The sequence below is a fragment of the Cellulosimicrobium cellulans genome (genome assembly GCF_024124905.1).
Lineage (GTDB): Bacteria > Actinomycetota > Actinomycetes > Actinomycetales > Cellulomonadaceae > Cellulosimicrobium > Cellulosimicrobium cellulans_G.
Genome location: NZ_JAMXST010000003.1, coordinates 397,984 through 423,350 on the forward strand (window position 1 = coordinate 397,984; position 25,367 = coordinate 423,350).

The window sequence follows — 25,367 nt, forward strand, 5'->3', positions numbered from 1 at the left end:
GTGCCGTGCGGGAGCCGCTACTCGATGCCCTCGGCGTGGCGCTCGTCGACCGTGCGCTCGGCCTCCAGGGCGGCCTCCCGGTTCTTGCGGCGACGCCGCGCGGTGCCGCCCTCCCCGTCGCGGCCCTTGCCCTTGTGCGGGTGGTGGCCCTCGGCGTCGGGGTCGTGCAGCATGTGCGACTCGATGAGCTCGTGCCGCTGGAGGTAGGTGTTCGCGACCGCCTGGATCGTCGCGGCGATCGGCAGCGCGAGGAACGCGCCCAGCGCCCCGAACACCGCACCGAACGCGAGCACGACGACGAAGCTCACCGCCGGGTTCATCTCCAGCGCGCGGGCGGAGACCTTGGGGGAGAAGTAGAGGTTCTCGAGCTGCTGGTAGCCGATGATGAAGGCGAGCACGCCGAGCGCCTGCGGCAGGCCCTGAGACGTGAGCGCGACCGCGACGGGCAGGGCGCCGCCGATGTACGTGCCGATCGTGGGCACGAACTGCGAGACGACGCCCGTGAACACCGCGAGCGGGAGCGCGTACGGGGTCTGGAGGATCAGCAGGAACACGAACGTGAAGACGCTCGACAGCGCGGCGAGGACGATGCGCGAGTTGATGAAGTCGGAGACCTTGACCTGGGTGATCTCCCAGAGCCGCAGCACCTCCTCCTGGCGGTTGGGGGTGAGCCAGCGGCACACGGCCGCGCGGAACTTGGGCCCGGCCGCGAGCAGGTAGTAGGTGACGAGCATGATCGTCAGCGAGGCGAAGATCCCGCCGACGATGGTCGTGGTGACGACGAGCGCGCCGGAGGCGACGTCGTCGCCGAAGTCGTTGATGACCTGCTTGATGAGGTCGTCCGAGTCGGGGATGACCACGTCGAAGCGCTCCGCGACGAGGTCCTGGATGCTCGCGTACAGGTCCGGGAGCGACTGGACGAGCTGGACGAGCTGCTGGACGAACAGGTTCCCGAAGAGCGCGAGCACCACGAGGATCGTCAGGAGCGAGCCGATCAGGGCCACCGCGGCCGCCGCGCCGCGGCGCCAGCCGTGGCGGACCAGCCACACCACGATCGGCTCCAGGGCGAGCGCGACGAAGAACGCGATGAGGATGTTGACGCCCAGCGCCTTGAGCTGGCCCAGCGCGTACCACGCGAAGATCCCGACGAAGACGGCGACGACGGCCATCGCGAGCGCGCGCGGGACCCACCGCGGCGGGCGCCGGGAGTCGTGCTGGACGGGGCGCGTGCCGGCGTCGGGCACGCCCGACCACGGGTCCTCGGCGGGCGTCGGCGTCGTCATGTCCCGAACCTAGTGGCGGCGGTGGGGGCGGGCCCGGCGGGCGCGCCGTCGCTTCCGGATGCCGAACCTCCCGACCGGTGCCACGATCGACGCGCACGCTCGTCCGCTCGTCTCGCTCCGACCACGGTCGGCACCTCAGGAGGACTCGCATGGCACGCTCGTCGCAGGTGACGGCCTGGGTCGGTTGGGTCTGGTTCGCCGGGATCGTCCTCGTGACGATCGGTTTCTTCAACGCGATCAGCGGTCTGGTCGCCGTGTTCTCCCCGAACAGCCTCGTCGGCGTGACCGACGTCGGGATCGTCGTCCTCGACGTGTCCACGTGGGGCTGGATCCACCTCGTCATCGGGGTGCTGCTCATCCTCACCGGCTTCGCCCTGCTCTCGGGCAGGGGCTGGGCGCGCATGGTCGCCATCGTCCTGGTGGTGCTCAACGCGATCGCCCAGTTCACGACGCTGCAGGTGACGCCGTGGTGGTCGCTGATCACGATCGTGCTCGACGTCTTCGTCCTGTGGGCGCTCGTCGTCCACGGCGACGAGGCCGAGCGCGCCGCGCGCTGAGCCGCCCCGCCCGGGGCCTCCGGGCCTCCCGCGTCCGCACCGTCGTCCTCGCCCACCGACAGACTCAGGAGTCCCGTCCATGGCAACGTCCACCTTCGGCCCCGTCGAGATCGTCGCGATCGCCTTCCCGTCGGACCGCATCCCCGCGGGGGTGCAGGCCTCCGTCCTCGAGGTGCTCGCGGAGGGCACCGTCACGCTCCTCGACCTCGCGGTCGTCCGGCGCTCCGAGGCCGGCGACGTCGAGGTCCTCGAGGTGACCGACCTCGGCGACGAGCTGGAGATCACCGACGTCGAGCTCACGGGCGCCGGCCTCGCCGGCGAGGACGACCTCGACGCGGTCGCCGCCGGGCTCGCGCCGGGCACGTCGGCCCTCGTCCTCGTCGTCGAGCACACGTGGGCCCGCGGCGTGATCGCCGCGACCGGCGCGGCCGACGGCGTCGTGCTGCTCAGCGAGCGCATCCCGGCCGAGGTCGTCAACGAGGTCGCCGACCTCGCGCTCGTCGAGGACTGAGCCGCCCGCCCGGCGCCCGCTCCGTGGCGCCTCCGCCCACAGAACCAGGAGAACCACATGCCCATCCGTCGCTTCGGCCGCCCCGGGCTCATCGGGACCGCCGCTCGCACCGCCGTCATCGCCGGGACCGCCTCCGCGACCGCGGGCGCCGTCCAGCGCCACCAGGCGAACCGTGCCCAGCAGTCGTGGGAGGCCCAGCAGGCCGAGGCCGCGCAGGAGCAGGCACGCATCGAGGCCGCGGCCCAGCAGGCCGCGGCCCAGTACGCCCAGCCCGCGCCGGCCGCGCCCGCCGCGGCCCCGGCGCAGGACGACCTGCTCGGCCAGCTCGAGCGGCTCGGTCAGCTCCACGCCTCCGGCGTGCTGAGCGACGCCGAGTTCGCCGCGGCCAAGGCCAAGCTGCTCGGCTGACGAGGAGAATCGCCATGGCCACGTTCACCGTCTGGAAGTTCGACTCTCCCGAGGGCGCGGACACCGCGTCCCGGATCCTGCACGACTCGGCCTCCGAGCACGCGATCCGCATCATCGACACCGCGGTCGTCTCGTGGCCGGAGGGCGCAGCCAAGCCGACGACGCGTCACGGTCACCAGGACGAGTGGCGCGGCACCGGCTGGGGCGCGTTCTGGGGCCTGCTGCTCGGCTCGCTCTTCTTCGCGCCCGTGCTGGGCGCGGCGGCCGGCGCCGCGATCGGCGCGTCGACCAAGGCGATGGCCGCCGTGGGGATCGACAAGGACCAGCTCGACCGCATCCGGGAGGGCGTCACGCCCGGGTCGTCCGCGCTGTTCGTCGTCACCGAGGACGGCGACCTCGACCGCGTGGGCGAGCGGTTCCACGGGGTCCACGGCAAGCTCGTCGCCACGAACCTCACGGACGCCGAGCGGAGCACCCTCCTCGAGACGTTCGACTGACGGACCGGCCCCGCGCGTGCTCAGTCGTCGAGGCGCGCGGGGAGGCCGAACAGCGGAAACCACGAGGCCGTGTCGAGGAACGCGTTGATGGCCGTCACCCGCCCGTCCTCGGTCTCGATCACCTGCAGCGCCCACGGCTCGTGCCCGCCGTCCGCGGCCCGACGGTACTGGCCGAACCCGAACGTGCCGTTCACCGCGACCGGCACCATGCGGGACCCCTCGCACTCGTGGCCGGGCCCGGTCATCCAGGTCACGATGTCCGCCGTGCCCTTCATCCACAGCGGGTACGGCGGCATGGACAGCGTCGCGTCCTCGTGGAGGATCGCGACGAGCGCGTCCATGTCGTAGCGCTCGAACGCGTCGAGGTAGCGCTCCAGCAGCAGCCGCTCCTCGTCGCCGAGCCCGGCGTTCGACGCGACCGGCGCGGGCGCGGGCTCGGCGTCCTCGCCGAGGCCCGAGCTGTCCCAGTGGGCCCGTGCCGCCAGCGTCGCCCGCGCCCGCTGCAGCGCGCTGTTCACCGACGCGACCGACGTGTCGAGCAGCTCCGCGACCTCGCTCGCCTGCCACCGCAGCACCTCGCGCAGCAGGAGCACGGCGCGCTGCTTGGGCGGCAGGAACTGCAGCGCGGCCACGAACGCGAGCCGGATGGTCTCACGGCCCACCGCGACCTGCGCCGGGTCGCCGTCGTGCGGCAGCACGCGATCGTCGGGCACCGGCTCGACCCACGTCTCCTCGGGGAGCACCTGGCCCAGGTTCTCGGCCTCCGGCGCCTGCGGGCCGCCGAGGCCCATGGGGCGCTCACGCCGCTTGCGCGCACCCAGCGCGTCGAAGCACACGTTCGTCGCGATGCGGTAGAGCCAGGAGCGCAGCGACGAGCGGCCCTCGAACCGGTCGTAGGAGCGCCACGCGCGCAGGAACGTCTCCTGCACGGCGTCCTCCGCCTCGAACGAGGAGCCGAGCATGCGGTAGCAGTAGCCCGTGATCTCCCGGCGGTGGCCCGCGAGGACCGCGTCGAGGTCGTCGCGCTCGGGCAGGGGAGCGGGGCCGGTCGCGGTGGCTTCCGGGCGGACGCTCGTGGGGGTGGCGAGGTCGGTCATGGTGCTGCCTCTCAGGACTCGAGGTCTCGACGTTCGCGGGGGTGCCTACGGTGGGTGCGCGCTGCCGCGACCGCCCGCGCGGGACCAGGGGAGTGGCCCACCTCACACACGCTACCTCTGCCCTCCGACACGGCACAGCCCGTGCCGACCCCGGGGTCGCTCCCCGGGCTCGCGTCGGGGTGGGGAGGAACCCCGGGCTCGACGACCGGGCTCAGTCGTCCAGGTCGAGCTCGAACCACACGGCCTTGCCCGGGACGCCGTCGATGGCGTCGACCCCCCAGCGCGATGCGCAGCGCTCGAGGAACTGCACGCCCCGGCCGCCCGTCTCGTCCGGGCGCGGGGACCGGAGCCGAGGGAGCGCCGGCGAGCCGTCCCGGACCGCGACGCGCAGGACACGGTGCCCGACCTCGAGCTCCGCCTCGACCGGGGCCGCGCCGTGCTGGACCGCGTTCGTCAGGATCTCGCTCGTGAGGAGCATCGCGATGCGGCGAACCGACGGGGAGACGTCACAGCTCTCGAGGACGTCGTCCACCCAGCGCCGGGCCGGTCCGATCGCCGACGACGCGTGCTCGACCTGCCGCGTCAGGACGGACGGCCGTCCCGGTCCGGGCGGTCGGGCGACGGCGTGCCGCACCCGCAGCGCGAGGACGGCGACGTCGTCGCGCTGGTCGGACACGAGCCGGCGCACGAGCGCGTCGGGCAGGGCGGACGTCGCGGTGGCCGTGAGCTCGGCGAGGACGGCCCGCACGGCGCCGAGGCGCTCGGCGTAGGACGCGCCGCGCCGCTCGACGAGACCGTCGGTGTACAGGAGCAGCGTGTCGCCGTGCGCGAGGTGCGCGCGGTGGTCGTGCCGCGTGGTGCCGGGGACGACGCCCAGCATGAGGTCCGGGGGCGCGTCGAGCGTCTCGACGGTGCCGTCGGCGCGCAGCACGAGCGGGGACGGGTGCCCGGCGTTCGACCACGTGAGGTCGAACCCGTGCGGGGTGCGGTCGAGCCGGACGACGGCGGCCGTGCCGCTCGAGTGCAGCGCGAGGCCGCGGTTGGCCCGGTCCAGGAGCCGCAGCAGGACCGCGGGGGGCTCGTCCTGGCACCACGCGAACGTGCGCAGCATGGAGCGCAGCTGGCCCATCTGCGCGGCCGCGCGCATGTCGTGGCCGGTGACGTCGCCGATCATGAGGACGCACGCGTCGTCGTCGAGCACCACCGCGTCGTACCAGTCGCCGCCGACCTGGTCGGTGCGGGTCGCGGACGCGTAGGTGGCGGCGAGCTCCGCGCTGCGGACCGACGGGAGCTCGGTGAGCATCGCCGCCTGGAGCGTCGTCGCGACGCGGTGCCGCTCCTCCAGGAGCCGGACGCGGTCGAGCGCGTGCGCGACGTACGACGCGACCGTCGTCTCCGTCTTCACCGCGTCCTCGTCGAACCCCCGGACCGCGTCCCACGCCAGCGCGACGACGCCGAGCAGCCGCTCCCCGGCGAGGACCGGGAGGAAGGAGCGCGCCTCGACGTCGTCGGACGTGATGAGGGCCGCCGCCTCGGGCAGCCGCGCCGTGTAGTGGGCGTGGTCGCGGAAGAACAGCGGCTCGCGCGTGCGGGCGGCGATCGCGGCGCCGCGCTCGTCGTCGATCCGCATCCGACGGAACGACACGGGGACGCCCGGCTCCAGGTGGTCGAGCGTCGTGTACTCGAGGCGCGTTCCGCTCGCGTCGAGCATCGCGAGGCCCGCGTAGCGGGCGCCGATCGCGGCGCCGACCGCGGAGAGCCGCTCGGCGACGTCGCGCACGGACGTCGCGGCGGCGAACGACTCGGAGAGCTCCAGCAGGAGGCGGGACCGCCGGTTGGCCGCGAGCGCGACCCGCTGCATGCGCTTCGCCCGCGCCCGGGCGAGCCGCAGCCGCAGCTCGGACGTGCACGCGGACGCGAGGTCGGCGAGGGTCGCGAGGTCCTCGTCGGACCACGGCCTCGGGCGTCCGTCGAACGCGCACAGCGACCCGACGGCGCGCCCGTGCGGGTCGAAGATCGGGAAGCCGGCGTAGGACACGACGCCGATGTCGTCGACCGCGCGGAGCGAGGCGAGGTGCGGGACGACCCGGGCGTCCTCGACCACGAGCGGTCGTGCGTCGCTCGTGACGAACTGGCAGAACGTGTGGCTCAGGGGTGTGCGGCGCTCCGACTGGTACGGCTCGGGCAGGCCGAGCGCGCCGGGCAGCACCGCCTCGTCGTCGAGGACGAGCGTGACCAGCGCCGACGGCACCCCGAGCTGCCGCCGCACGAGACGCGCGAACCGGTCGAACGACTCGTCCGCCACCGGCTCGGCGAGCCCCGCCTGCGCGAGCTCGTGGATCGCCTGGGCGTCGGTCATGGTGCCAGTATCACCAGGACGAGGCCGGTCAAACAGTGCAAGCGGTGCCAGCCGGGCACGCGGACGGGGTGAAATCGGGAAGAAGGGAACCTCGGGCGGGGACGCTGCGTGTACCGCTCGTGAGACCACGACACGACGGCGGGCGCGGCCCGCGAGGGGTGAGGACGTGACCGCGACGGGTGCGGCCGGACCGGTCGGGGGGACCGGCAGGCTCCAGCTGCTGCTCGACGTCGCAGGTGACGACGATCGGGACGACGATCGGGACGATCATCGGGACGGCGAGCTGGACGGCGCGCCGGCGGTCGAGGTCGACCTCGTCGCCCGGCGCACGCGCGACGAGGAGTTCTCGGCGTTCATGCGGGACGCCCGCGACCCTCTGCACCGCATGGCGTACCTGCTCTGCGGGGACCGGCACCGGGCGGAGGAGCTCACGCAGCACGCGCTGGAGCGCACGTACCGCGCGTGGTCGCGGGCCCGCGAGCGCGACCCGCTCGCCTACGCCCGCCGCGTGCTGGCCAACCTGCGCGTCGACACGTGGCGCCGCACGCGGCGCGAGGTGCTCGCCGGGCCGGACGAGCTCACGCGGGCGGAGGGCGTCGGCCGGCCCGGCCGCCCCGGTGCCGGGGAGCCGACGGGCTCCGTCGACGATCGCGACGCCGTCGTGCGCGCGCTCCTGACGCTCCCGGTCAAGCAGCGCCGCGTCGTCGTCATGCGGCACCTGCTCGACCTCAGCGAGAGCGAGGTCGCCGCCGAGCTCGGCATGCCCGTCGGCACCGTGAAGTCCACGGCCTCCCGGGGCCTCGCCCGCCTGCGGGCGCTCCTCGGCGCACCCGACGGCACCGCTCCCGCCCCGACGACCACCACCCTGACCTCCCCGACCACCCCGACCTCCGGAAGGACACCCCGATGAGCCCCGTGACCGGACGCCCGGTGCCCACCCCGCCCGAGGACGACTTCCTCGCCCGGCTGCGCCGCACGGCCGACGACGCCGTCCCGCCCTCCGAGCTCGACCTCGACCTGGTTCTCCGGTCGAGCCGTCGCGGCGTGCAGCGGCGCCGGTCGCTCGCCGGCGTCGCGGGCGTCGTCGCGCTGGGGCTCGTCGGGACGGGCGTCGTGACGGCGGGCGGCCCGGACGGGTTCCGTGACCTCGCGCGCGAGGTCGTCTCCGGGTCGCCGGGGTACGAGGTCGTCACGGCGGAGCCCACGCTCGTCGACGTCGCGCCGGGCGTCGTCGCGGTGAAGGAGCCCGCGACGTACCGGCGCGACGACGGCACGTACGTGCTCGACCTCGGCCTCGGCGCCTGGCGCGACGGCGAGCGGTTCTTCGTCGAGTACCGTCCCGAGCCCGCGGGGAGCGAGCAGCTTCCGGGGCTGCGCGTCCTCGCCGGGGACGACGGCGACCTCGCGGTCCTGCGGCGCGGAGGCACGGCGGGAGCGGTCGTGCACGACGGCTTCCAGAACCTGGTCCTGCTCCAGCGCGAGGGCGGCGCCGAGGGTCTGGTGCTGAGCGTCGCGACCTCCGCCACGCCGCCCGGGTCGGACCCCTCGTGGGAGCGCGAGCGCATGGAGACCTGGATGCTCCTGGCCGGTGAGGGACCGGCCGCGACCGGCCCGACGTACCGTCTCCCCGACGCCTGGGCGGAAGGTCTCTTCCTCAACGTCGCGGCGCTCGGCCCGGAGGCAGGTCCGGCGACGGACGTCCGGGGGATCCTCACCGCGACGCGGTCCGAGAACAACCGGAGCCTCGGGGCGATGACGTGCGGCTCGCCGCTGACCGGTCCCGACCGGGACCCGAGCTGCCGAGCCTCGTACGACCCGACGACCCGGGAGGTCGTGCCGATCGAGACGTCGCCCGCGATCCCCCGGCTGCTCGTCGACCGTCTGCTCCCCGCCGCCCCCGTGCCCGGCGACACGTCCGACGCGGAGCTCAGGACGTGCCTCGACGTCCGCGGAGTCGAGACCGGCGTGCTGCCGGACCGCTGGTACCTCGACCCCGGGGGCCTGGACGGGGACGCCTGGCGGCAGTGCCTGCTGGACGTGGCGCTCATCTCGTCGGCGCGCACGGCCCAGGCCCTCGGCTCCGCCACGCCCGAGTCGTGACGCCGGCGCGCACGGGCACGCCGAGGCGTCGTGACGGACGGGGTCCGTTCAGGTGCCGCCGCGGGACCTGAGGTCGCCGAGCGCGTGCTCGGCACCGTGCGCGTCGAGGTAGGTGCCGCCCCGGACCTCCGGGACGTGCGTGCCGTCGCGGCCGGGAGCGAAGCGGTGGACGAGCGGGTGGCCGGTGGGCACGTCGAGGTCCTGGACCTCCTCGGGCGTGAGGTCGTCCACGAGCACCGACAGGGCGCGCAGCGAGTTGCCGTGCCCGACGACGAGGACCGCCTCGCCCCGGGCGAGCGCCGCGCGCGTCTCCGCCCAGAAGGGACGCAGCCGTTCGACGACGTCCGCGAGCGACTCGGCGTCGGGGCGCAGGGCGGCGCGCGCGGCGTCGGGCAGGCGCAGCAGGGTGTCGTCGACGAGCGGACGTGCGGGGTCGTCCGCCGCGAGCGGCGGTGGTCGGTGCAGGTAGGAGCGGCGGTAGCGCCAGTACGCGGCCTCGCCGTAGTCGCGCCGGACGACGTCGCGCGGCTTGTCCGTGAACGCGCCGTAGTGGCGCTCGACGAGGCGCCACTCGACCGCGAGCGGCGGCGGGCCGGGCAGCGCGTCGGCGACGATCGCGGCCGTCGTCGCGGCGCGCACGAGCGGGGACGTGACGACGCGGCGCGGCGCCAGGGCGGGCTCCCGCGCGACGGCGTCGGCGAGCAGGCGGGCCGCGCGCCCGGCCTCGGCGACCCCGACGCCCGAGAGCGGCACGTCGAGGAGGCCGGTGAAGCGGTCGCCCGCGTTGAACGTGCTCTGCCCGTGGCGCACGAGGACGAGGGTGCCGACCGACCCACCGTCCGGCGGTCCGGGTGACGCCCCCGGCGACGGGTCGGACGACGAGCCCATCGCGTCAGACCTCGAGCAGCCCGCGCTGGTGCGCGAGCGAGACGGCCTCGGCGCGACCGGACGCGCCGAGCTTGGCCAGGACGTTGGACACGTGGACGCTCACCGTCTTCGCCGAGATGAACAGGCGCTCGCCGATCTGCCGGTTGGTCAGGCCCTGCGCGACGAGCAGGAGGACCTCCTCCTCGCGCTCGGTGAGGACCGCCGTGGTGGACCGCCGGACGCCGGGCAGGTCGAGCCGGCCGCGGCGCCCGAGCGCGCGCACCGCCTCGGCGAGGGGGGCCGCGCCCATCGACTCGGCCTCCTCGAGAGCCTGCGCCGCCTCGATCTCGGCCGCGTTGCGGTCGCCCGCGCCGAGCAGCGCCTGGGCCCACCGGAAGCGCGAGCGTGCGACCTCGTACCGGTAGCCGTAGTCGAAGAGGCGCGTCGTCTCCTCCCACAGCGCCGGGTCGTCCTCGCCCGTGAGGCGCGAGTGCTCCGCCGCGGCGCGCGCGAGCCAGGCGCGCCCCTCGGGCCCGAGGCGACCGCCGCGCGGTCGGCCGCGCTCCGCCGTCGTGCGCGCCGCCTCCAGCAGCTCGTCGCCCCGCGCGACGAGCGCCGCGACCTGCCCGGCCCCGGCCGCGCCCTGGAGACGCGCCGCGTCCGCGGCGTCGGCGAGCGCGGCGAGCGCGAGCGCCGAGATCCAGATGCGGCCCAGGAAGTAGTCGCTCCACGTGCGGCCCAGGTGGTCCACGAGCTCGACGGCCAGCGCGACCGCCTCTTCGTCCCGCCCCGCCCACGTGAGCGCGTCGATCGAGCAGCCGCCGGAGATGAGCGCGATCTGCCCGTCCCGGAACCAGTCCCGCCGCAGGGCCGTGCCGCGGGCGAGCGCGTCGTCGTCGCCGCGCGCCACCGCCGCGTAGAGCTGGACGCACGAGAGCTGCGGGGCGGACCCCTCGGGCATCGTCTCGCCCGTGGTCTCGGTGGGCGTGAGGTCGCCGAGCACGTAGCGCACGAGGTCGCGGAACAGGCGCAGCTCGACGCCGTACGCGCTCCAGCCGAGCCCGGTCGCGCGCGCCCGGTCGAGGCCGTCGGCCGTCACCTGCAGCGCCTCGTCGATGCGGCCCGCGTAGTAGCGGTTCGCCGCGATGTTGTACCAGCAGCGCAGCTCGGTGAGGATGTCGCCCGCCTCGACGGCGCGCTCCCGGGCCTGGGCGAGCAGCACCGCGGCGCGGTCGTCGTCCGCGACCTCGAGGATCGCCATCGTGGTGAGCACGTCCGCCTCGACGTCGGGCGCGTCGAGCCGGTGCGCGACGTCGAGGGCCTGCGCCGCGACCTCCGCGGCGAGCTCGTCGAGGTCGGCGTTCATCGCGGCGCGCGCCCGCATCGCGAGCGTCCACGCGCGGTCGAGCGACGGCGGCTCCTCCGGGAGCACGGCGAGCGCGGCCTCGGTGTGGGCGAGGGTCTCCTCGACCTCCTCCGTGCCGAGCAGGTACCGCGACAGGACGTGCCGCAGCGACGCCTGGCGCATCGGGTCGCCCGCGGTGCCCTCGACGACCTTGCGCGCGAGCGCGACCGCGCGGTCCGGCTCGCCGGCACGGCTCGCCGCCCCGGCCGCGGCGAGCGCGACGGTGACGCGGTCCTCGCCGAGGAGGTCCGCGGCGTCGGGCACCGCCTGCCAGAGCGCGAGCACCTGCTCGAGGTGCCGCAGCTCCTCCGCGGGCGCGAGCACGCGCGCAGCCTTGCGGGCGGCGGCGCGCGACGCCGTGAGCGCGGCCGGGAGGTCGTGCGCGGCGAGCGCGTGGTGCGCGCGCAGCGCGGGCGACCCGAGCCCCGGGTCGTCGTCGAGCGCGGCGAGGTAGGCGCGGTGCACGCCGACGCGCTCGCCCGGCAGCAGGTCGGACGCGACGGCCTCGGCGAGCAGCGCATGACGGAACACGACCGTGTCGCGTGCGCCGTCCCCCTCGACCGCGAGGACGTGGTGGGCGATGGCCTCGCGCAGCGCGGCGTCGAACGAGCGCCCGGTCGCCGCCTCGCCGTCCGCGGCGTCGCGCGCGAGGGCGGCGCGCAGGAGCGGCTCGCTCACCTGGCGCCCGGACACCGACGCGACGCGCACGAGGTGCTGCACGGCGGGGTCGAGCACCTCGAGGCGGGCGCGCAGGACGTCCGCGAGGGACCAGGGCAGCTCGTCGTCGAGGCCCGACTCGACGAGCTCCTCGGCGAAGTAGGCGTTGCCCTCGGAGCGCGTCCGGACGGACTCGAACGCGTCGGGCAGCAGAGGCGCGCCCGCGAGCGCGGTGGTGAACTCGCGCAGCTCGCCCTCGGTGAAGGGGGAGAGCTGCACGTGCTCGACGCGCGGGTGGCGCAGGAGCTCCGCGAGGACGGGGCGCAGGGGGTGGCGACGGTGCAGGTCGTCCGCGCGGTAGCTCGCGACGACGAGGACGTGCTCGGCGCGCAGGCGCGCGACGACGAAGCGCAGGACGTCGCGGCTCGACGGGTCCGCCCAGTGCAGGTCCTCGACGACGAGCACGAGCGGCGCCTCGGCGGTCCCCGACGCGGCGAGCGCGGCCGCGACGCTCTCGAAGAGCTGGAGGCGCTCGCCCTGGCTCTGCTCGTCGTCCGCGGGCGTCCCGGCGTCGAGCAGGCGCGCGAGCGCGGGCCGCGCCGCGACGGTCTCGTCGACCGCGGGGTGCTGCGCACGCAGCGTCGTCAGGGCTTCGGAGAAGGGCAGGTACGGAAGACCGACCTCGCCGAGGTCCACGCAGTGGCTCCAGACGACGGTCGCGCCGCTCCCGGCGGCGAGCTCCGCCGCACGCGTGAGGAGGCGCGTCTTGCCGACCCCGGCGTCGGCGCCCACGAGCACCACGCCGGGTTCGCCCCGGCGCGCGCGCTCGACCGCCGCGGAGAGCGCGTCGAGCTCGGCGGCGCGGGCCACGAAGGGCGCGCGCGAGGAGGGGCGTGGCACGGCTCCCATCCTCGCAGCGTGCACCGACACGTGACCACCGCTTACCTCGCCGGAGCCCGCGCCGGACACGACGACGCCGCCGACGAGAGAGTGCTCGTCGACGGCGTCGGGCGGCGCGGTCACCGCGCCGCGTGGTCGTGACGCTGACGGCGCCCGCGCCACCAGTGCAGCAGCGAGGGCTCGTCGTGCCGGAACTCCTCGCGGAGCCGCTGCGTGCGGTACGCGAGATCCGCCTCGAAGGTCGGATCGAACTGTGCGCTCATGGTCGTCCCCGTCTCTGCAGGCACCCTGCCTGTCCGACGCTCACGTTCGTCCTGAGCACCGGGTCGTCGCATCGGACGACCGCGCACCGTTCAGGGGAGGGTGCCTTAGGCGGTCGCCGCCCCCGACCCTGAGGCGCCTGAGGTGGGTCGTCGCGCCTAAGGCGCCCGGCCCGCACGGGCCGCCCCGCGCGGGCGCCACCAGGAGATGCGTGCCCACGGCGGCGCGCGAGCATGGGACGAGCGGCCGGCGGAGAAGGAGGTGGCGCGGTGGCACGGATCGACCGGATCGCGGAGCCGTGGGGGACGCGGACGCCGTACGGGCCGGGCGAGGAGTGGCCCGTCCGGGTCGACTCGCACCTCGCCGAGGGCGTCACCGAGGACGACGTCGAGCGGTGGGTCCCGTCGGCGTCGATCCTGCACTCGAACGGGGACGGGCTCGACGTCGCGGTCGCGGACGGCCGGATCGTCGGGGTGCGGGGCCGGGCCGAGGACCGCGTGAACCACGGGCGGCTCGGTCCCAAGGACCTGTACGGCTGGCAGGCGAACGCCTCGCCGGACCGGCTCACCCGACCGCTCGTCCGTGAGGACGGGCGGCTCGTCCCGACCTCGTGGGACGACGCGATGCGCCGGGTGGTCGACAGGGCCCGGGACCTGCTCGACGAGCAGGGCGCGAGCGCCCTGGGCTTCTACACCAGCGGCCAGCTCTTCCTCGAGGAGTACTACACGCTCGGCGTGGTCGCCCACGCCGGGATCGGGACCAACCACGTCGACGGCAACACCCGGCTGTGCACGGCGACGGCCGCCGCGGCGCTCAAGGAGTCGTTCGGGTGCGACGGGCAGCCCGGCTCGTACACCGACGTCGACCACGCGGACGTCGTCGCGCTCTTCGGCCACAACATGGCGGAGACGCAGTCCGTGCTGTGGACCCGGGTGCTGGACCGGCTCGCGGGGCCGAACCCGCCCGCCGTCGTGTGCGTCGACCCGCGCCCCACGCCGGTGGCGCGTGCCGCGACCGTGCACCTCGCGCCCCGGCCGGGGACGAACGTGGCGCTCATGAACGGGATCCTGCACGAGATCCTCGAGCGCGGCTGGGTCGACCACGACTACGTCGACCGGCACACCGTCGGGCTCGAGGAGCTGACCCGCGGGCTCGCCGACTACCCCGTCGACGCGGTGGCCCGGATCTGCGACGTCCCCGCGGACGACCTGCGCGAGGCCGCGCGGGTCCTCGGCACGGCGGAGCGGCTGCTGTCGACGGTGCTCCAGGGCTTCTACCAGTCCCACCAGGCGACGGCGGCGGCCGTGCAGGTCAACAACCTGCACCTGCTGCGCGGCATGCTCGGCCGGCCGGGCTGCGGCGTCCTGCAGATGAACGGCCAGCCGACGGCGGAGAACACGCGCGAGTGCGGCGCCGACGGGGACCTCGCGGGGTTCCGCAACTGGTCGAACCCGGCTCACGTGGAGGAGCTCGCGCGCCTCTGGAACGTCGACCCGATGCGGATCCCGCACTACTCGCCGCCGACCCACGCGATGCAGATGTTCCGGTACGCCGAGGAGGGCTCGCTCCGCCTGCTGTGGGTGCAGGCGACCAACCCCGCGGTGTCGCTGCCGGAGCTCGCGCGGATCCGGTCGGTCCTCGCCCAGGACCGGCTCTTCCTCGTGGTGCAGGACCTCTTCCTCACCGAGACGGCGCAGCTCGCCGACGTCGTGCTGCCCGCGGCGACGTGGGCCGAGAAGACGGGCACGTTCACCAACGCGGACCGCACGGTGCACCTGTCCGAGAAGGCGGTCGAGCCGCCCGGCGAGGCGCGGGCGGACCTCGACGTGTTCCTCGACTTCGCGGAGCGCATGGACCTCCGGGACGAGGACGGCGGCCCGCTCGTCACGTGGCACGACGCCGAGTCCGCGTTCGAGGCGTGGAAGGAGTGCAGCCGGGGCCGCCCGTGCGACTACTCCGGGCTCACGTACGACCTGCTGCGGGGTGCGGGCGGCATCCAGTGGCCGTGCGACGCCGAGCACCCGGACGGGACCGAGCGCCTGTACGCGGACGGGCGGTTCTTCGCCCACCCCGACGTGTGCGAGAGCTACGGGCGCGACCTCGTCACCGGGGCGCCGTTCGACCGCACCGACTACGCGGCGGCCAACCCCGAGGGGCGCGCGCTCCTGCGGGCGGCCGAGTACGTCCCGCCGCACGACCTGCCGACCGAGGAGCACCCGCTCCAGCTCGTCACGGGCCGCACGCTCTACCACTTCCACACGCGCACCAAGACGGGGCGCGCGCCGCAGCTCCAGGAGGCCGCGCCGGAGGTGTGGGTCGAGGTCTCCGAGCACGACGCCGTCGTGCACGGGCTGGTCGAGGGCGACGTCGCGGAGGTGCGCACCCGGAGCGGGAGCGTCCGGGCGCGGGTGCGCGTCAGCGGGATCCGGCCGGGCGTCGTCTTCGTCCCGTTCCACTACGGCTACTGGGACACCCCCGGCGGCCACGAGCCGGAGGAGCACGGGCGCGCCGCGAACGAGCTGACCCCCACGGACTGGGACCCGGTGTCCAAGCAGCCGATCTTCAAGACGGCGACGGCCGCGCTGCGCAAGGTCGCCGACGGCGGCGGTACGGCCTCGCCCGCCCCCACGACGACCGCCTCGGCGCCCCTCGCCCCCGGCGTGCCGCCGACGCGCGGGGCGCGCGGCGCGACCGCTGACGAGACGGTCCCCGCGACCGGAGACAGGGGCGCACCATGAAGATCGGCCTCGTCCTGCGCGAGCTCCACCGCTCCGAGGCCGACCTCGCCCACGAGCTGCTCCAGGCCAGGGAACGGCACCGCGCGGACCACGAGCTGCACCACGTGGCGCAGGACCTCGCGGAGTGGTCGTCGCGCCACGTGCGCGAGATCGCGGAGGTGGCCGGCCCGTACGGCGAGGAGCTCGACCCGGAGGCCGGGCGCGACACGGGGCTCGCCCGCGCGGTCCGCGACCGCGCGAGCGAGCTCCTGGGCCGGTCCTCGGCGCCGGGCCTGCTCCTGCTGCGCGACCTGCGGACGATCTACACGAAGGCCTCCGGCGTCACCGTCGACTGGGACATGCTCGGCCAGGCGGCGCAAGCCGTCCGGCACTCCGACCTGCTCGACGTCGTCCAGCGGTGCTTCCCCGAGACCCGGCGCCAGGCGCGCTGGGCCGAGGCCAAGCTCAAGGAGTCCTCCACGCAGGTCCTCGTGAGCTGACCGTCGACGGCGCGCGCTCAGCCGGCGTCGAAGCGGTCGTCGGCGTCGCGCTCCGGGTCGTCGGCGGGCACCTCGCCCGGGATCGCCTCCGTGGCGGCCGCACCGGCGCGGTCGGTGCGCGCCCGGCCGGGTGCGTGCCCGTCCTCAGGAGGTGCCTCGGTCGAGCGCTCCTCCGCGCCGTGACGTGCTGTGCCCTCGTCGTTCTCGCTCATGTCTGCCCGTCCCTGGGTCGTCGGTCTCGTCCTCGACGCTAGGGCGGGTCCGCGGGGCTCGCAGTCGGTGGCCGTGGCACCGGGCCTGAAAACGGGTGGACGGCGCCGGCCGACGGGGGCTATCACCAGGGCATGACGATCCTCGTGACCTCCCTGTTCGACGTCCGACCGCTGGAGCAGGAGGACCGCGAGCCGGCCCTGGACGTGGTGTGGCGGGCGTTCGGGTGGGGATATCGGCAGGACTCCGCCGACGACGTCTTCGCCGGCCGCTCCATCGAGGCCGACCGCACGCTCGTCGCCGTCGACGGCCCGGGTCGCGACGTCGTCGGGACGGCGAGCGCCTACTCGCTGCGGATGACGATGCCCGGCGGGGACCTGCTGCCCGTCGCCGGGGTGTGGATGGTGACCGTCGCGCCCACCCACCGCCGGCGCGGCGTCATGACGGCGATGATGCGCCGTCAGCTCGCCGACCTCGCGGCCGGGGGCGAGGCCGTGGCCGCGCTCTGGGCGACGGAGGCCGGCGTCTACGGGCGCTACGGCTACGGGATCGCGTCGTGGCGCCAGCCGATCGAGGTCGACCTCGCACGTGCCGCGTACACGCCGCGCGCGCGGCGCCTCGCAGCACGGTCGTCGGCCCGTCTGCACCTGATGTCCCTGGACGACGCCCTGCCGCACCTGACCGCGATCCACGACGACCTCCTGGGCTCGCGGCCCGGGACCCTCGCGCGCGACGCGGACCGCTGGCAGTTCCTCCTCGGCGGCGGCGACGGCCGTCCGCCGGCCGAGATCGTCGTCGCCCTCGGTCCCGAGGGCCCGAGCGGGTACGCGGCGTACCGGGTCCGTGAGGGGAAGCCCGGGCTGGTGCCGGCGGGCGTGGTCGCCGTCCAGGAGGTGAGCGCCACGGACCCGGCCACCCACGCCCGGCTCTGGCGCTACCTGCTCGACCTCGACCTCATGAGCACGCTGACGTGCGAGTCGCGGCCCGTGCCGGACCCGCTGGCCCACCTGCTCGCCGACCACCGACGGATGCACGCGCGCCTCGACGAGGCGCTGTGGGTCCGCGTCGTCGACGTCGAGCGGGCGCTCGCCGCGCGGGCCTTCTCCGCCCCCGTCGACCTCGTCCTCGACGTGGCCGACGACGTGGCTCCCGCGAACGCCGGGCGGTGGCACGTCGTCGTCGGCGCGGCGGGCGGCACGGCCACGGTGCGCCGGACCGACGCGCGCGCCGACCTGTCGCTGGACGTCGGCGACCTCGGCGCGGCCCACCTGGGCGCCACCCCGCTGCACGTCCTCGCGCTGGCGGGACGCGTCGTCGAGCACACGCCCGGCGCGGTCGCCGCCGCGTCGGCGGCCTGGTCCTGGTCGCCCACGGCGCACGCCGCGGAGATCTTCTGAGCCCTCGCCGTCGACCCGGCGTGACCGGGGTCACTCCTCCCGTTGCCAACGACCCGGCCCCGGCGCAGACTGGACGAAGGACCGGACCCGCTGTGGGGGTGACCTCGTGACCGACACCTACGACATGCTGCCGATGCTGGGCCGTGGCAAGCACCGCAACCCGAAGAAGGGCGCGTGCTTCATGGAGCTCGCGTCCTACCTCGCGGGGGAGCGGTGGAGCGACCATCCACGGTGCACGCACCCGCTGCTCGCGATGCTCGCGCGCGCCGTGAACGACCTCACGGTCGACCCGGAGCGCCCCAAGCTCGCGCCGCTCATCCCGTCCGTCATCGGGCTGACGAGCGACGACCCGCACTGGGACGTGCGCATCGCGCTGCGGGCAGCGGTGACGGCGCTGCCGATCGCCCCGGCGGACCGGCAGCAGACGCTCGCCGTCGCGATCATCGGGGCGGAGAAGATGCTCGACGTCCTCGACGACCGCCCCGCGGGCACGCTCAGCGCCGAGTCCGCGGACGCGCTCGCGAGCTGCCCGCGCACGGCGCGCTGGGCGCAGCGGTTCTGCGAGGGCGCGCGGCTGCGGCCGAACCGGTTCGTGCGCGACGCCGCGCCGAGCATCATCTCCGCGGCGGTGCAGGGCATCGCCGAGGCGTGCGTGCCGGACCCGGACGAGCGCCTGCGCGCGCTGCTCGCCGCGACGATCGACGACTGCCGGGCCTGGGACGACGCCGAGCCCGCACCGGCGCTCGACCCCGAGTCGTGGGCACCCGTCGTGCGGCCCTCCGCCGTCGGGACCCGGTGAGCCGCCGGTGAGCGTCACGGGGGACGGGCTCGACGAGAGCCTGGGCGCGCAGCTCTGGGCCGCCGTCGACCCCGCCGTCCCGCCCAGCGGGACCGGCTGCGCCGAGTGCGACGCGGCCGGCGGGTGGTGGGTCCACCTGCGCCGCTGCGCGACGTGCGGGCACGTGGGGTGCTGCGACACGTCGCCGGCCCAGCACGCGACGGCGCACTTCCAGCAGACCGGTCACCGCCTCATGCGCTCCTTCGAGCCGGGGGAGGACTGGTACTGGGACTACGAGACCGAGCAGGTCCTCGAGGGCCCGCACCTCGCCGCGCCGCTCTCGCGCCCGCCGGAGCAGGGCTCGCCCGCCCCGGCCGACCGCGTGCCCTCCGACTGGACGTCCCTCATCCACCGCTGACCACCCGCACCCGTCGCCGAACCCGGGGTCGCTCCTCACCTGAGCCGTCAGGTGAGGAGCGACCCCGGGTTCGGCGTCTTCCGAGGGTCCCTGGGGCTGCCGCGTCATGTCCTGTGCTGTGAGGTGTTGTCTTTTTCTGGTGGAAGTTGTTTGATTCTGGGGAGACGTCGTGCGGTGCGCCAAGGAAGGCGACCGCCGGACACGGGAGCCCGGTACGCCGCCGCGTCGAAGCAGTCCCTGGATTCACTCGACGAGGAGGAAGCACGGATGCAGTCCATGACAGCGGTAGCGCCCCCACGGGGCAGACCCGCGAGGATCGTCGCGGCGGCGTTGGCCGCGGCGCTGACGGTCCCCCTGGCCGTGGCGACGGCGGTCGGTGCGACCGCGACGCCGGCGGCCACGACCACGGACGAGGCGGGCGCGCAGGACGTCGCGGCCCAGGACCTCGCCCTCGACAACGGCCTCAAGGGCGAGTACTTCCTGTCCGGCGGCCCCGGCTGGCCGCTCACCGACCTCAAGGCCACGATCCCCGACCAGCGGATCGAGTTCCCCAACCTGGTCCCGACGTTCGCCGAGCTCACGGGCCGCGGCGAGCGCACGTCCGCGCGCTGGACGGGCAAGATCACGCCCGACTACAGCGAGGCGTACACGTTCTCCGCGATCGGCGACAACGGCTTCCGGCTGTGGATCGACGACCGGCTCGTCATCGACCACTGGGTCGACGACTGGGACGTCGAGCAGACCTCCGCCCCGGTCCAGCTCCAGGCGGGCCAGGAGTACTCGTTCCGCATGGAGATGTTCCAGAACACCGGCGGTGCGCACCTCCGGTTGCGGTGGCAGAGCCCCTCGCAGGAACGTGAGATCGTGCCGACCGACGCGTTCACGTACCCCGACGACTTCGTCGTCTTCCCCGCGCAGGCCGCGCTCGAGAGCGACGGCACGAGCCTCAACGTGACGTTCCAGGGCGCCGCGGGCGGCGTCGACGAGAGCCTCGTCGACCACCTCAAGGTCCAGGTGGACCAGCTCGCGTGGCCCGTCGCGCAGGTCGCGGCGCAGGGCGACGTCCTCGGCATCACGCTCGCCGAGCCCGTCGACCGCGCGTCGACCGCCCGCCTGGTCTACGACGGCGAGGGCGACCTCACCGTCGGCGGCGAGAAGGTCGGCTCGCTCAACCTGCCGGTCGCCAACGGGTCCGAGTTCCGGATCCAGACCCCGTGGGCCGACGACTTCGACCCCACCAACCCCCTGCCGGAGTATCCGCGCCCGCAGCTCACGCGCGACGCGTGGCAGAACCTCAACGGCGTCTGGCAGTTCGAGGCGGCGGAGTCCGACGACGCCGTGCCGAGCGGTCGCGACCTCGACGAGGAGATCGTCGTCCCGTACGCGGTCGAGTCCGCGCTGTCGGGCATCGAGCGCCGCGAGGACGACATGTTCTACCGCCGCACCTTCGAGGTGCCGCAGGACTGGGCCGTGGGGAGCGACAACCGGCTGCGCATCAACTTCGGCGCCGTCGACTACGTCGCCACCGTGTACGTCAACGGCCAGCAGGTCGGCACCCACCGCGGCGGCTACGAGGCGTTCTCCGTGGACGTCACCGACGCGCTCGTCGAGGGCGCCGAGCAGGAGCTCGTGGTGCGCGCCGTCGACACGACGGACGGCAGCAACCAGGCCGTCGGCAAGCAGACGCTCAACCCGGGCGGCATCTTCTACACCCCGACGTCGGGCATCTGGCAGACGGTGTGGATGGAGCCGGTCCCCGCGGCGGCGATCGACGCCGTCGTCACGACCCCCGACGTCGAGGCGGGCGTGCTCGCGGTGACCGCGCAGTCGGCCTCCGCGTCGGACGACGCCGAGGTGACCGCCGTCGTGCGGGACGCCGAGGGCACCGAGGTCGGCACCGTCACCGGCGCCGCGAACGAGCTGCTCACGGTCGAGATCCCGGACGCGCACCTGTGGTCGCCCGAGGACCCGTACCTCTACGACGTCGACGTCACGCTCACCGACGGAGGCTCCACCGACACGGTGGCCTCCTACGCGGGCATGCGCTCGATCGAGGTCTCCGAGGTGGACGGCGTCCAGCGCATCCTGCTCAACGGCGAGAAGACGTTCCTCATGTCGACGCTCGACCAGGGCTACTGGCCGGACGGCATCTACACGCCCGCGTCCGACGAGGCGTACGTGTTCGACATCCAGGCCCACAAGGACCTGGGCTTCAACACGCTGCGCAAGCACATCAAGGTCGAGCCCGCGCGGTTCTACTACCACGCCGACACGCTCGGCCTGATGATCTGGCAGGACATCCCGAGCGGCTGGTTCAACAACGGCGACACGAACCCGGCGTCCCGCGTCTTCTGGGAGCAGGAGATGAAGGACATCATCGACCAGCACCGCTCGGTGCCGTCGATCGTGGGCTGGGTGACGTTCAACGAGGGCTGGGGCGAGTGGAACCTCGCCGACACGGCGCGGATCGGCAACACGATCGACGAGTACGACCCGAGCCGCATCCTCAACACGCACTCGGGCTACAACTGCTGCGCGTCCAAGGGCGACTCCAAGACGGGCGACATCATCGACTGGCACATGTACACCGGCCCGGCGCTGCCGAAGCCGGACGCCACGCGCGCCGCGATCGACGGCGAGCACGGCGGCTTCTCGATGAGCGTCCCGGGCCACATGTGGCCGGGCGTGTCCGCCAACCCGTACGGCGGCGTCGCGAACAGCGAGGCGCTGACGGACGCGTACGTGCAGAACACGGAGAAGCTCGTGCGGCCGGCGCAGTGCTACCTGTCCGGCTCGGTGTACACGGAGATCTCCGACGTCGAGAACGAGCTCAACGGCTTCTACACGTACGACCGTCGCGTGCTCAAGATGGACGCGGCGCGCGTCAAGGACGTCAACGAGCGGGTCGTCGCGGCGGCGAAGCAGGGCTCCGCGCCCGTCGACCCGGGCACCCCGGGCCTGACCGGCACGGGCCGCTGGTCGTTCGACGAGGGCCAGGGCACGACGGCGGCCGACGGCGTGGGCGACCACGCGGCGTCGGGCACGGGCGAGTGGGTGGCCGGGCGCGACGGAACCGGGTCCGCCATCCACCTCGACGGCGTCGACGACCACTTCACGACCGAAGGGCCCGTCGTCGACACGACCGGCTCCTACACGGTCTCGGCATGGGTCCAGCTCGACAAGAAGCCGAGCAACTGGTCGACCATCGTGGGCCAGGACTCCACCGTGGGCGCGAGCGCGTTCTACCTCCAGTACGGCGGGGGCGGCCGGTGGGCCTTCTCCTACGAGGGCGAGCCGCGGGCCGAGTACGTCGTCGAGCCGGTGATCGGCGACTGGTACCACGTCGTGGGCGTCCGCGACGCGGCCGACCAGAAGCTCAAGCTCTACGTCAACGGCGAGCTCGTCGGCCAGTCCGACGTGTGCGGCGGCACCACGCCGTCCGGGCCGCTCACGATCGGTCGCGGGCAGTGGAGCGGCAACCCCGTCGACTACTGGCCGGGCACGATCGACGACGTGCGCGTCTTCGACCGGGCGCTGTCCGACGCCGAGGTCGCCCAGGTCTACGCCGGTGACGACGGCGAGGAGCCGGAGCTCGACGTGACGGTCACCGCGCAGACGCGATGCCTCGCGGGCAAGGCCTACGTGGCCGTGCGCGCGACGAACGGCGAGGACGTCCCCGTGGACGTCACGCTCGACACGCCGTTCGGGACCAAGGCGTTCAGCGCCGTGGCCCCGGGTGCGAACGCGTACCAGTCGTTCGCGGTGCGTGGCACGTCCGTCGAGGCGGGCGAGGCGACCGTCACGGCCTCGGCCACGGTCGACGGCGAGCAGGTCACCGCGGAGGTCGTCGCGCCGTACGACGCGACCACCTGCGGCTGACCGGCAGGCGCCGACAGCAGACGCCAGGCCCGTCCCGTCCGGTTCTCCGGGCGGGGCGGGCCTGGCGTCGTGTCGTGCGGGGAGCCGCCGGTCAGGTGGTGACCGTCCCGGTGCGAGACGTCGTAGGTCGGGGTCCGTCAGGCGTTGCGACGGTTCCCCCGGGTCACCGCGCCGTAGATCCCGAGCGTGATCAGCGAGCCGAGGATCGCCAGGAGCCAGGTCCGGAAGTCGCCCAGGTCACCGAGCGACGTGCCGAACAGGACGGAACCGAGCCACCCACCGAGCAGCGCCCCGAGGATGCCCAGCAGGATCGTGACGATCAGCGAGCCCGTCTGCTTTCCCGGCAGCACCGCACGCGCGACGAGACCGGCGACGAGGCCGAGGACGATGTACGCGAGCCAACCCATGGATTTCTCCCTTTCGTCTGCTGTGCGAGGTTCTGCCCCCAGCCGCGCCAGCATCGCAGCGACCGTGTGGACTCGCACGCGGACGGAGGGGCCGACGCCGTCCGGCCCGCCGCGTCAGGCCGTGGTGGGCCCGGAGACGTTCACCAGCCACCCGACGCCGAACCGGTCGGTGAGCATGCCGAACTCGTCTCCCCACGGCGCGGTCTCCATCGCCATGACCTCGCGCGCGCCGTCGGACAGCGCGGCGAACCAGGCGCGCAGGCGGTCGCGGTCGGCCGGCTCGCCGAACAGCGCGACCGACGCGTGGTCCGTGAGCGTCGTCCCCGGCGGCACGTCGGACGCCATGAGCGTCCCGACGCCCTCGATGGGGAGCTGGGAGTGCATGACCTTCGTGGCCTGCGCGGGATCGTCGACGGGCCCGATCGAGTCGTAGGTGCTGATGTCCGGCGTGACGCCGAAGACGGTGCCGTAGAACTCGACGGCCTCGCGGGCGTCGCCGTCGAAGTTCAGGTAGGGGCTGAGCTGAGCGGCCATGATGACCTCCACGTCGTGGGTGCGGACCTGACTCCTGTAGGGACCGGTGGCGACCCCCGGACTGAGCGGACCGCCGCTCCGCCGGTCGGCTAGGGTGTGCGCGGCCCGACGGCGCGGCCACCGGACCGCGGGCCGCTCACCCGCGTGCGGCCCACGGACCGAGGAGCGCAACAGGGGGGAGCGGGCGTGCAGCGCAACCTCGTCCACGTCTTCGACGTGACGGGCGCGGACCCGGCGCTGCTCGACGACGACCCGACGGTCCGCCGGTGCCTCGACGCGATCGTCCGCCACGCGGGGATGACGCCGCTCGGGGAGGCGTCCCACCGCTTCGAGCCGCAGGGCTCGAGCGTCGTGATCCTCCTCGCCGAGTCCCACCTCGCCGTGCACACGTGGCCCGAGCACGGCACCGCCTACGTGACGCTCACGACCTGCCGCGCCCCGGCGTCCGCCACGTTCACCGACGACGTGCGCGCCCTGCTCGCCGACGCGCTGGGCGCGGCCGACGTCGCCGTGCGGAGCCTCGTGTGAGCCGGACCCGACCGCGGCTCGCGATGCGGGTCGGCGAGGACCTCGTCGGCACGCCGCCCCAGCGCGCCACGCCGCGCGCCGTCGCCGTCCTGTCGACCGTGCACGGCGGCACCACGTTCACGTGGGAGGAGTGGCAGCTCCTCGGCCACGACGGCTCGGACGTCTGGGTCGAGTACGACCACGACACCCGCGACGTCACGCTGCTGCACCCGACCGAGGCGTGGCCGCCCGTGGTCGACCTCTCCGCGCTGCACACCGGGCGCACGCTCGCCCTGCGCCTCGACGGCCGGCAGCACTCGCTCGTCGTGCGCGAGCGCGGCACGGGTCGTGTCGAGCACGTCGAGGGGCAGTTCGCCGAGCCGTTCGTCGTGGGGCAGCAGGTCGAGTACGTCGACCTCTCGGCCCACGGGACGATCGTCTCGATCGAGCGCACGACCGGCCCGCTCGGTCCCGTGACGGCCGTGTACCGCGGCCGGCGCCTCGACGCCGCCGAGCAGCGCCGGCTCTTCGGCCGTCGCGTCGCGCCGCGCACGCTCCCCGGGGGACGGTTCGTGGCCCTCGCGGTCGCCGGCGTCGTGCTCGTCGGGCTCTTCGCGTCGTGCACGGCGCGGGCCGCGTCCGGCGACGGGGCGTGCACGCCCCGCACCGTCGAGACCGTCGCGCCCTCCGGCCAGGTGACCACCACCGAGCAGGGCGGCACGTGTGTGCGCCGCACCGTGTACGGCGGCGGTGGCGGGGGTCTCGGCAAGTGACCCGCCCGACCGTCGGACGCCCCTGCGGGCGGGACGCCGTGCCCGGCCGCCGACCGCCGTTCCAGCCCGACGCACCCGACCGCCCCACGACCTGACTCCGGGAGACACCGTGATCGCAACCGCCGCCGCCCCGCTGGCGTTCCTCTGGTCCTTCTTCTCGACCATCCTGTACTCGGCGCTCGGCATCGTCCTGCTGCTCGTCACGCTCGTGGTCGCCAACAAGGTGTTCCGGCTCAACCTGCACCGCGAGCTCGTCGACGAGCACAACGTCGCGTTCGGCGTGATGATCGCGGGCCTCGCCGTCGCGATCGGCCTCATCATCGCGGGGACGATCAGCTCCTGACC

General features: G+C 74.5%; 24 protein-coding genes. 15 read left to right on the forward strand and 9 right to left on the reverse strand.

What is annotated here, in order from left to right:
* Positions 1–17: 17 nt before the first annotated feature.
* A complete protein-coding gene (locus NHH00_RS10495) occupies positions 18–1,283 on the reverse strand; it encodes an AI-2E family transporter (protein ID WP_253051844.1) in 1,266 nt (421 codons plus the stop codon).
* A gap of 149 nt (positions 1,284–1,432) precedes the next feature.
* On the opposite strand from NHH00_RS10495, the gene NHH00_RS10500 reads away from it, so the two are divergent.
* The 4 genes from NHH00_RS10500 to NHH00_RS10515 all read left to right on the forward strand — a co-directional run bounded on the left by NHH00_RS10500 (position 1,433) and on the right by NHH00_RS10515 (position 3,256).
* Positions 1,433–1,840 carry a DUF7144 family membrane protein gene (locus NHH00_RS10500; protein WP_253051848.1) on the forward strand — a complete coding sequence of 136 codons (408 nt, stop codon included), beginning with the start codon at positions 1,433–1,435 and terminating at the stop codon, positions 1,838–1,840.
* A 79-nt stretch (positions 1,841–1,919) separates the two neighbouring features.
* Positions 1,920–2,351, forward strand: a complete 432-nt coding sequence (locus NHH00_RS10505; RefSeq protein ID WP_253051850.1) for a DUF6325 family protein — start codon at positions 1,920–1,922, stop codon at positions 2,349–2,351.
* Positions 2,352–2,408: 57 nt separating this feature from the next.
* Positions 2,409–2,759: an SHOCT domain-containing protein gene (locus NHH00_RS10510; RefSeq protein ID WP_115941646.1), complete on the forward strand. Its 351-nt coding sequence runs from the start codon at positions 2,409–2,411 to the stop codon at positions 2,757–2,759.
* A gap of 14 nt (positions 2,760–2,773) precedes the next feature.
* A complete protein-coding gene (locus NHH00_RS10515) occupies positions 2,774–3,256 on the forward strand; it encodes a DUF1269 domain-containing protein (RefSeq protein WP_253051852.1) in 483 nt (160 codons plus the stop codon).
* 20 nt (positions 3,257–3,276) lie between these two features.
* Here the strand turns inward: NHH00_RS10515 and NHH00_RS10520 are convergent, their stop codons facing one another.
* Both NHH00_RS10520 and NHH00_RS10525 read right to left on the reverse strand, forming a co-directional pair.
* Positions 3,277–4,353 carry a sigma-70 family RNA polymerase sigma factor gene (locus tag NHH00_RS10520; protein WP_253051854.1) on the reverse strand — a complete coding sequence of 359 codons (1,077 nt, stop codon included), beginning with the start codon at positions 4,351–4,353 and terminating at the stop codon, positions 3,277–3,279.
* A gap of 211 nt (positions 4,354–4,564) precedes the next feature.
* Positions 4,565–6,712: a SpoIIE family protein phosphatase gene (locus NHH00_RS10525; RefSeq protein WP_253051856.1), complete on the reverse strand. Its 2,148-nt coding sequence runs from the start codon at positions 6,710–6,712 to the stop codon at positions 4,565–4,567.
* A gap of 166 nt (positions 6,713–6,878) precedes the next feature.
* On the opposite strand from NHH00_RS10525, the gene NHH00_RS10530 reads away from it, so the two are divergent.
* Positions 6,879–7,622, forward strand: a complete 744-nt coding sequence (locus tag NHH00_RS10530; RefSeq protein ID WP_253051858.1) for a SigE family RNA polymerase sigma factor — start codon at positions 6,879–6,881, stop codon at positions 7,620–7,622.
* On the forward strand, positions 7,619–8,812 hold the full coding sequence (locus NHH00_RS10535) for a hypothetical protein (protein WP_253051860.1): 1,194 nt from the start codon (positions 7,619–7,621) through the stop codon (positions 8,810–8,812). The genes NHH00_RS10530 and NHH00_RS10535 overlap by 4 nt, the downstream gene beginning before the upstream one ends.
* A 48-nt stretch (positions 8,813–8,860) precedes the next feature.
* Here the strand turns inward: NHH00_RS10535 and NHH00_RS10540 are convergent, their stop codons facing one another.
* The 3 genes from NHH00_RS10540 to NHH00_RS10555 form a co-directional block, all read right to left on the reverse strand.
* Entirely contained in the window at positions 8,861–9,622 is a 762-nt protein-coding gene (locus NHH00_RS10540) for a 2,3-bisphosphoglycerate-dependent phosphoglycerate mutase (RefSeq protein ID WP_253051862.1), read from the reverse strand.
* Between the two features lie 82 nt (positions 9,623–9,704).
* On the reverse strand, positions 9,705–12,641 hold the full coding sequence (locus NHH00_RS20655) for a helix-turn-helix transcriptional regulator (RefSeq protein WP_308202291.1): 2,937 nt from the start codon (positions 12,639–12,641) through the stop codon (positions 9,705–9,707).
* A 119-nt stretch (positions 12,642–12,760) separates the two neighbouring features.
* A complete protein-coding gene (locus NHH00_RS10555) occupies positions 12,761–12,904 on the reverse strand; it encodes a hypothetical protein (protein WP_253051864.1) in 144 nt (47 codons plus the stop codon).
* 267 nt (positions 12,905–13,171) lie between these two features.
* On the opposite strand from NHH00_RS10555, the gene NHH00_RS10560 reads away from it, so the two are divergent.
* Complete coding sequence (locus NHH00_RS10560; protein WP_253051866.1) at positions 13,172–15,640, forward strand: molybdopterin oxidoreductase family protein; 2,469 nt, start codon at positions 13,172–13,174, stop codon at positions 15,638–15,640.
* Positions 15,637–16,119 (forward strand): hypothetical protein, encoded by a 483-nt coding sequence (locus tag NHH00_RS10565; protein WP_253051868.1) that lies wholly within the window; start codon positions 15,637–15,639, stop codon positions 16,117–16,119. Before NHH00_RS10560 ends, NHH00_RS10565 begins: the two co-directional genes overlap by 4 nt.
* Before the next feature lie 17 nt (positions 16,120–16,136).
* Here NHH00_RS10565 and NHH00_RS10570 read toward each other — a convergent pair whose 3' ends face one another.
* Positions 16,137–16,331 (reverse strand): hypothetical protein, encoded by a 195-nt coding sequence (locus NHH00_RS10570; protein WP_253051870.1) that lies wholly within the window; start codon positions 16,329–16,331, stop codon positions 16,137–16,139.
* A gap of 132 nt (positions 16,332–16,463) precedes the next feature.
* Between NHH00_RS10570 and NHH00_RS10575 the strand changes: the two genes are divergently transcribed.
* The 4 genes from NHH00_RS10575 (at position 16,464) to NHH00_RS10590 (ending at position 22,801) form a co-directional block, all read left to right on the forward strand.
* Complete coding sequence (locus tag NHH00_RS10575; protein ID WP_253051872.1) at positions 16,464–17,726, forward strand: GNAT family N-acetyltransferase; 1,263 nt, start codon at positions 16,464–16,466, stop codon at positions 17,724–17,726.
* A gap of 106 nt (positions 17,727–17,832) precedes the next feature.
* Positions 17,833–18,525, forward strand: coding sequence for a hypothetical protein (locus tag NHH00_RS10580; protein ID WP_253051874.1), 693 nt, complete (start codon positions 17,833–17,835; stop codon positions 18,523–18,525).
* Positions 18,526–18,532: 7 nt separating this feature from the next.
* On the forward strand, positions 18,533–18,922 hold the full coding sequence (locus NHH00_RS10585; protein WP_253051876.1) for a UBP-type zinc finger domain-containing protein: 390 nt from the start codon (positions 18,533–18,535) through the stop codon (positions 18,920–18,922).
* Positions 18,923–19,252: 330 nt separating this feature from the next.
* Entirely contained in the window at positions 19,253–22,801 is a 3,549-nt protein-coding gene (locus NHH00_RS10590; RefSeq protein ID WP_253051878.1) for a LamG-like jellyroll fold domain-containing protein, read from the forward strand.
* Between the two features lie 137 nt (positions 22,802–22,938).
* Here NHH00_RS10590 and NHH00_RS10595 read toward each other — a convergent pair whose 3' ends face one another.
* Positions 22,939–23,208: a GlsB/YeaQ/YmgE family stress response membrane protein gene (locus tag NHH00_RS10595; RefSeq protein ID WP_253051880.1), complete on the reverse strand. Its 270-nt coding sequence runs from the start codon at positions 23,206–23,208 to the stop codon at positions 22,939–22,941.
* Between the two features lie 114 nt (positions 23,209–23,322).
* Complete coding sequence (locus NHH00_RS10600) at positions 23,323–23,742, reverse strand: VOC family protein (protein WP_253051882.1); 420 nt, start codon at positions 23,740–23,742, stop codon at positions 23,323–23,325.
* A gap of 186 nt (positions 23,743–23,928) precedes the next feature.
* Here NHH00_RS10600 and NHH00_RS10605 point away from each other — a divergent pair, with 186 nt between their 5' ends.
* The 3 genes from NHH00_RS10605 (at position 23,929) to NHH00_RS10615 (ending at position 25,365) form a co-directional block, all read left to right on the forward strand.
* Positions 23,929–24,270: an S-adenosylmethionine decarboxylase family protein gene (locus NHH00_RS10605; RefSeq protein ID WP_253051884.1), complete on the forward strand. Its 342-nt coding sequence runs from the start codon at positions 23,929–23,931 to the stop codon at positions 24,268–24,270.
* Positions 24,267–25,022 carry a DUF4178 domain-containing protein gene (locus tag NHH00_RS10610; protein WP_253051886.1) on the forward strand — a complete coding sequence of 252 codons (756 nt, stop codon included), beginning with the start codon at positions 24,267–24,269 and terminating at the stop codon, positions 25,020–25,022. The genes NHH00_RS10605 and NHH00_RS10610 overlap by 4 nt, the downstream gene beginning before the upstream one ends.
* Before the next feature lie 109 nt (positions 25,023–25,131).
* Positions 25,132–25,365, forward strand: coding sequence for a DUF350 domain-containing protein (locus tag NHH00_RS10615; RefSeq protein ID WP_047231757.1), 234 nt, complete (start codon positions 25,132–25,134; stop codon positions 25,363–25,365).
* Positions 25,366–25,367: the final 2 nt, after the last annotated feature.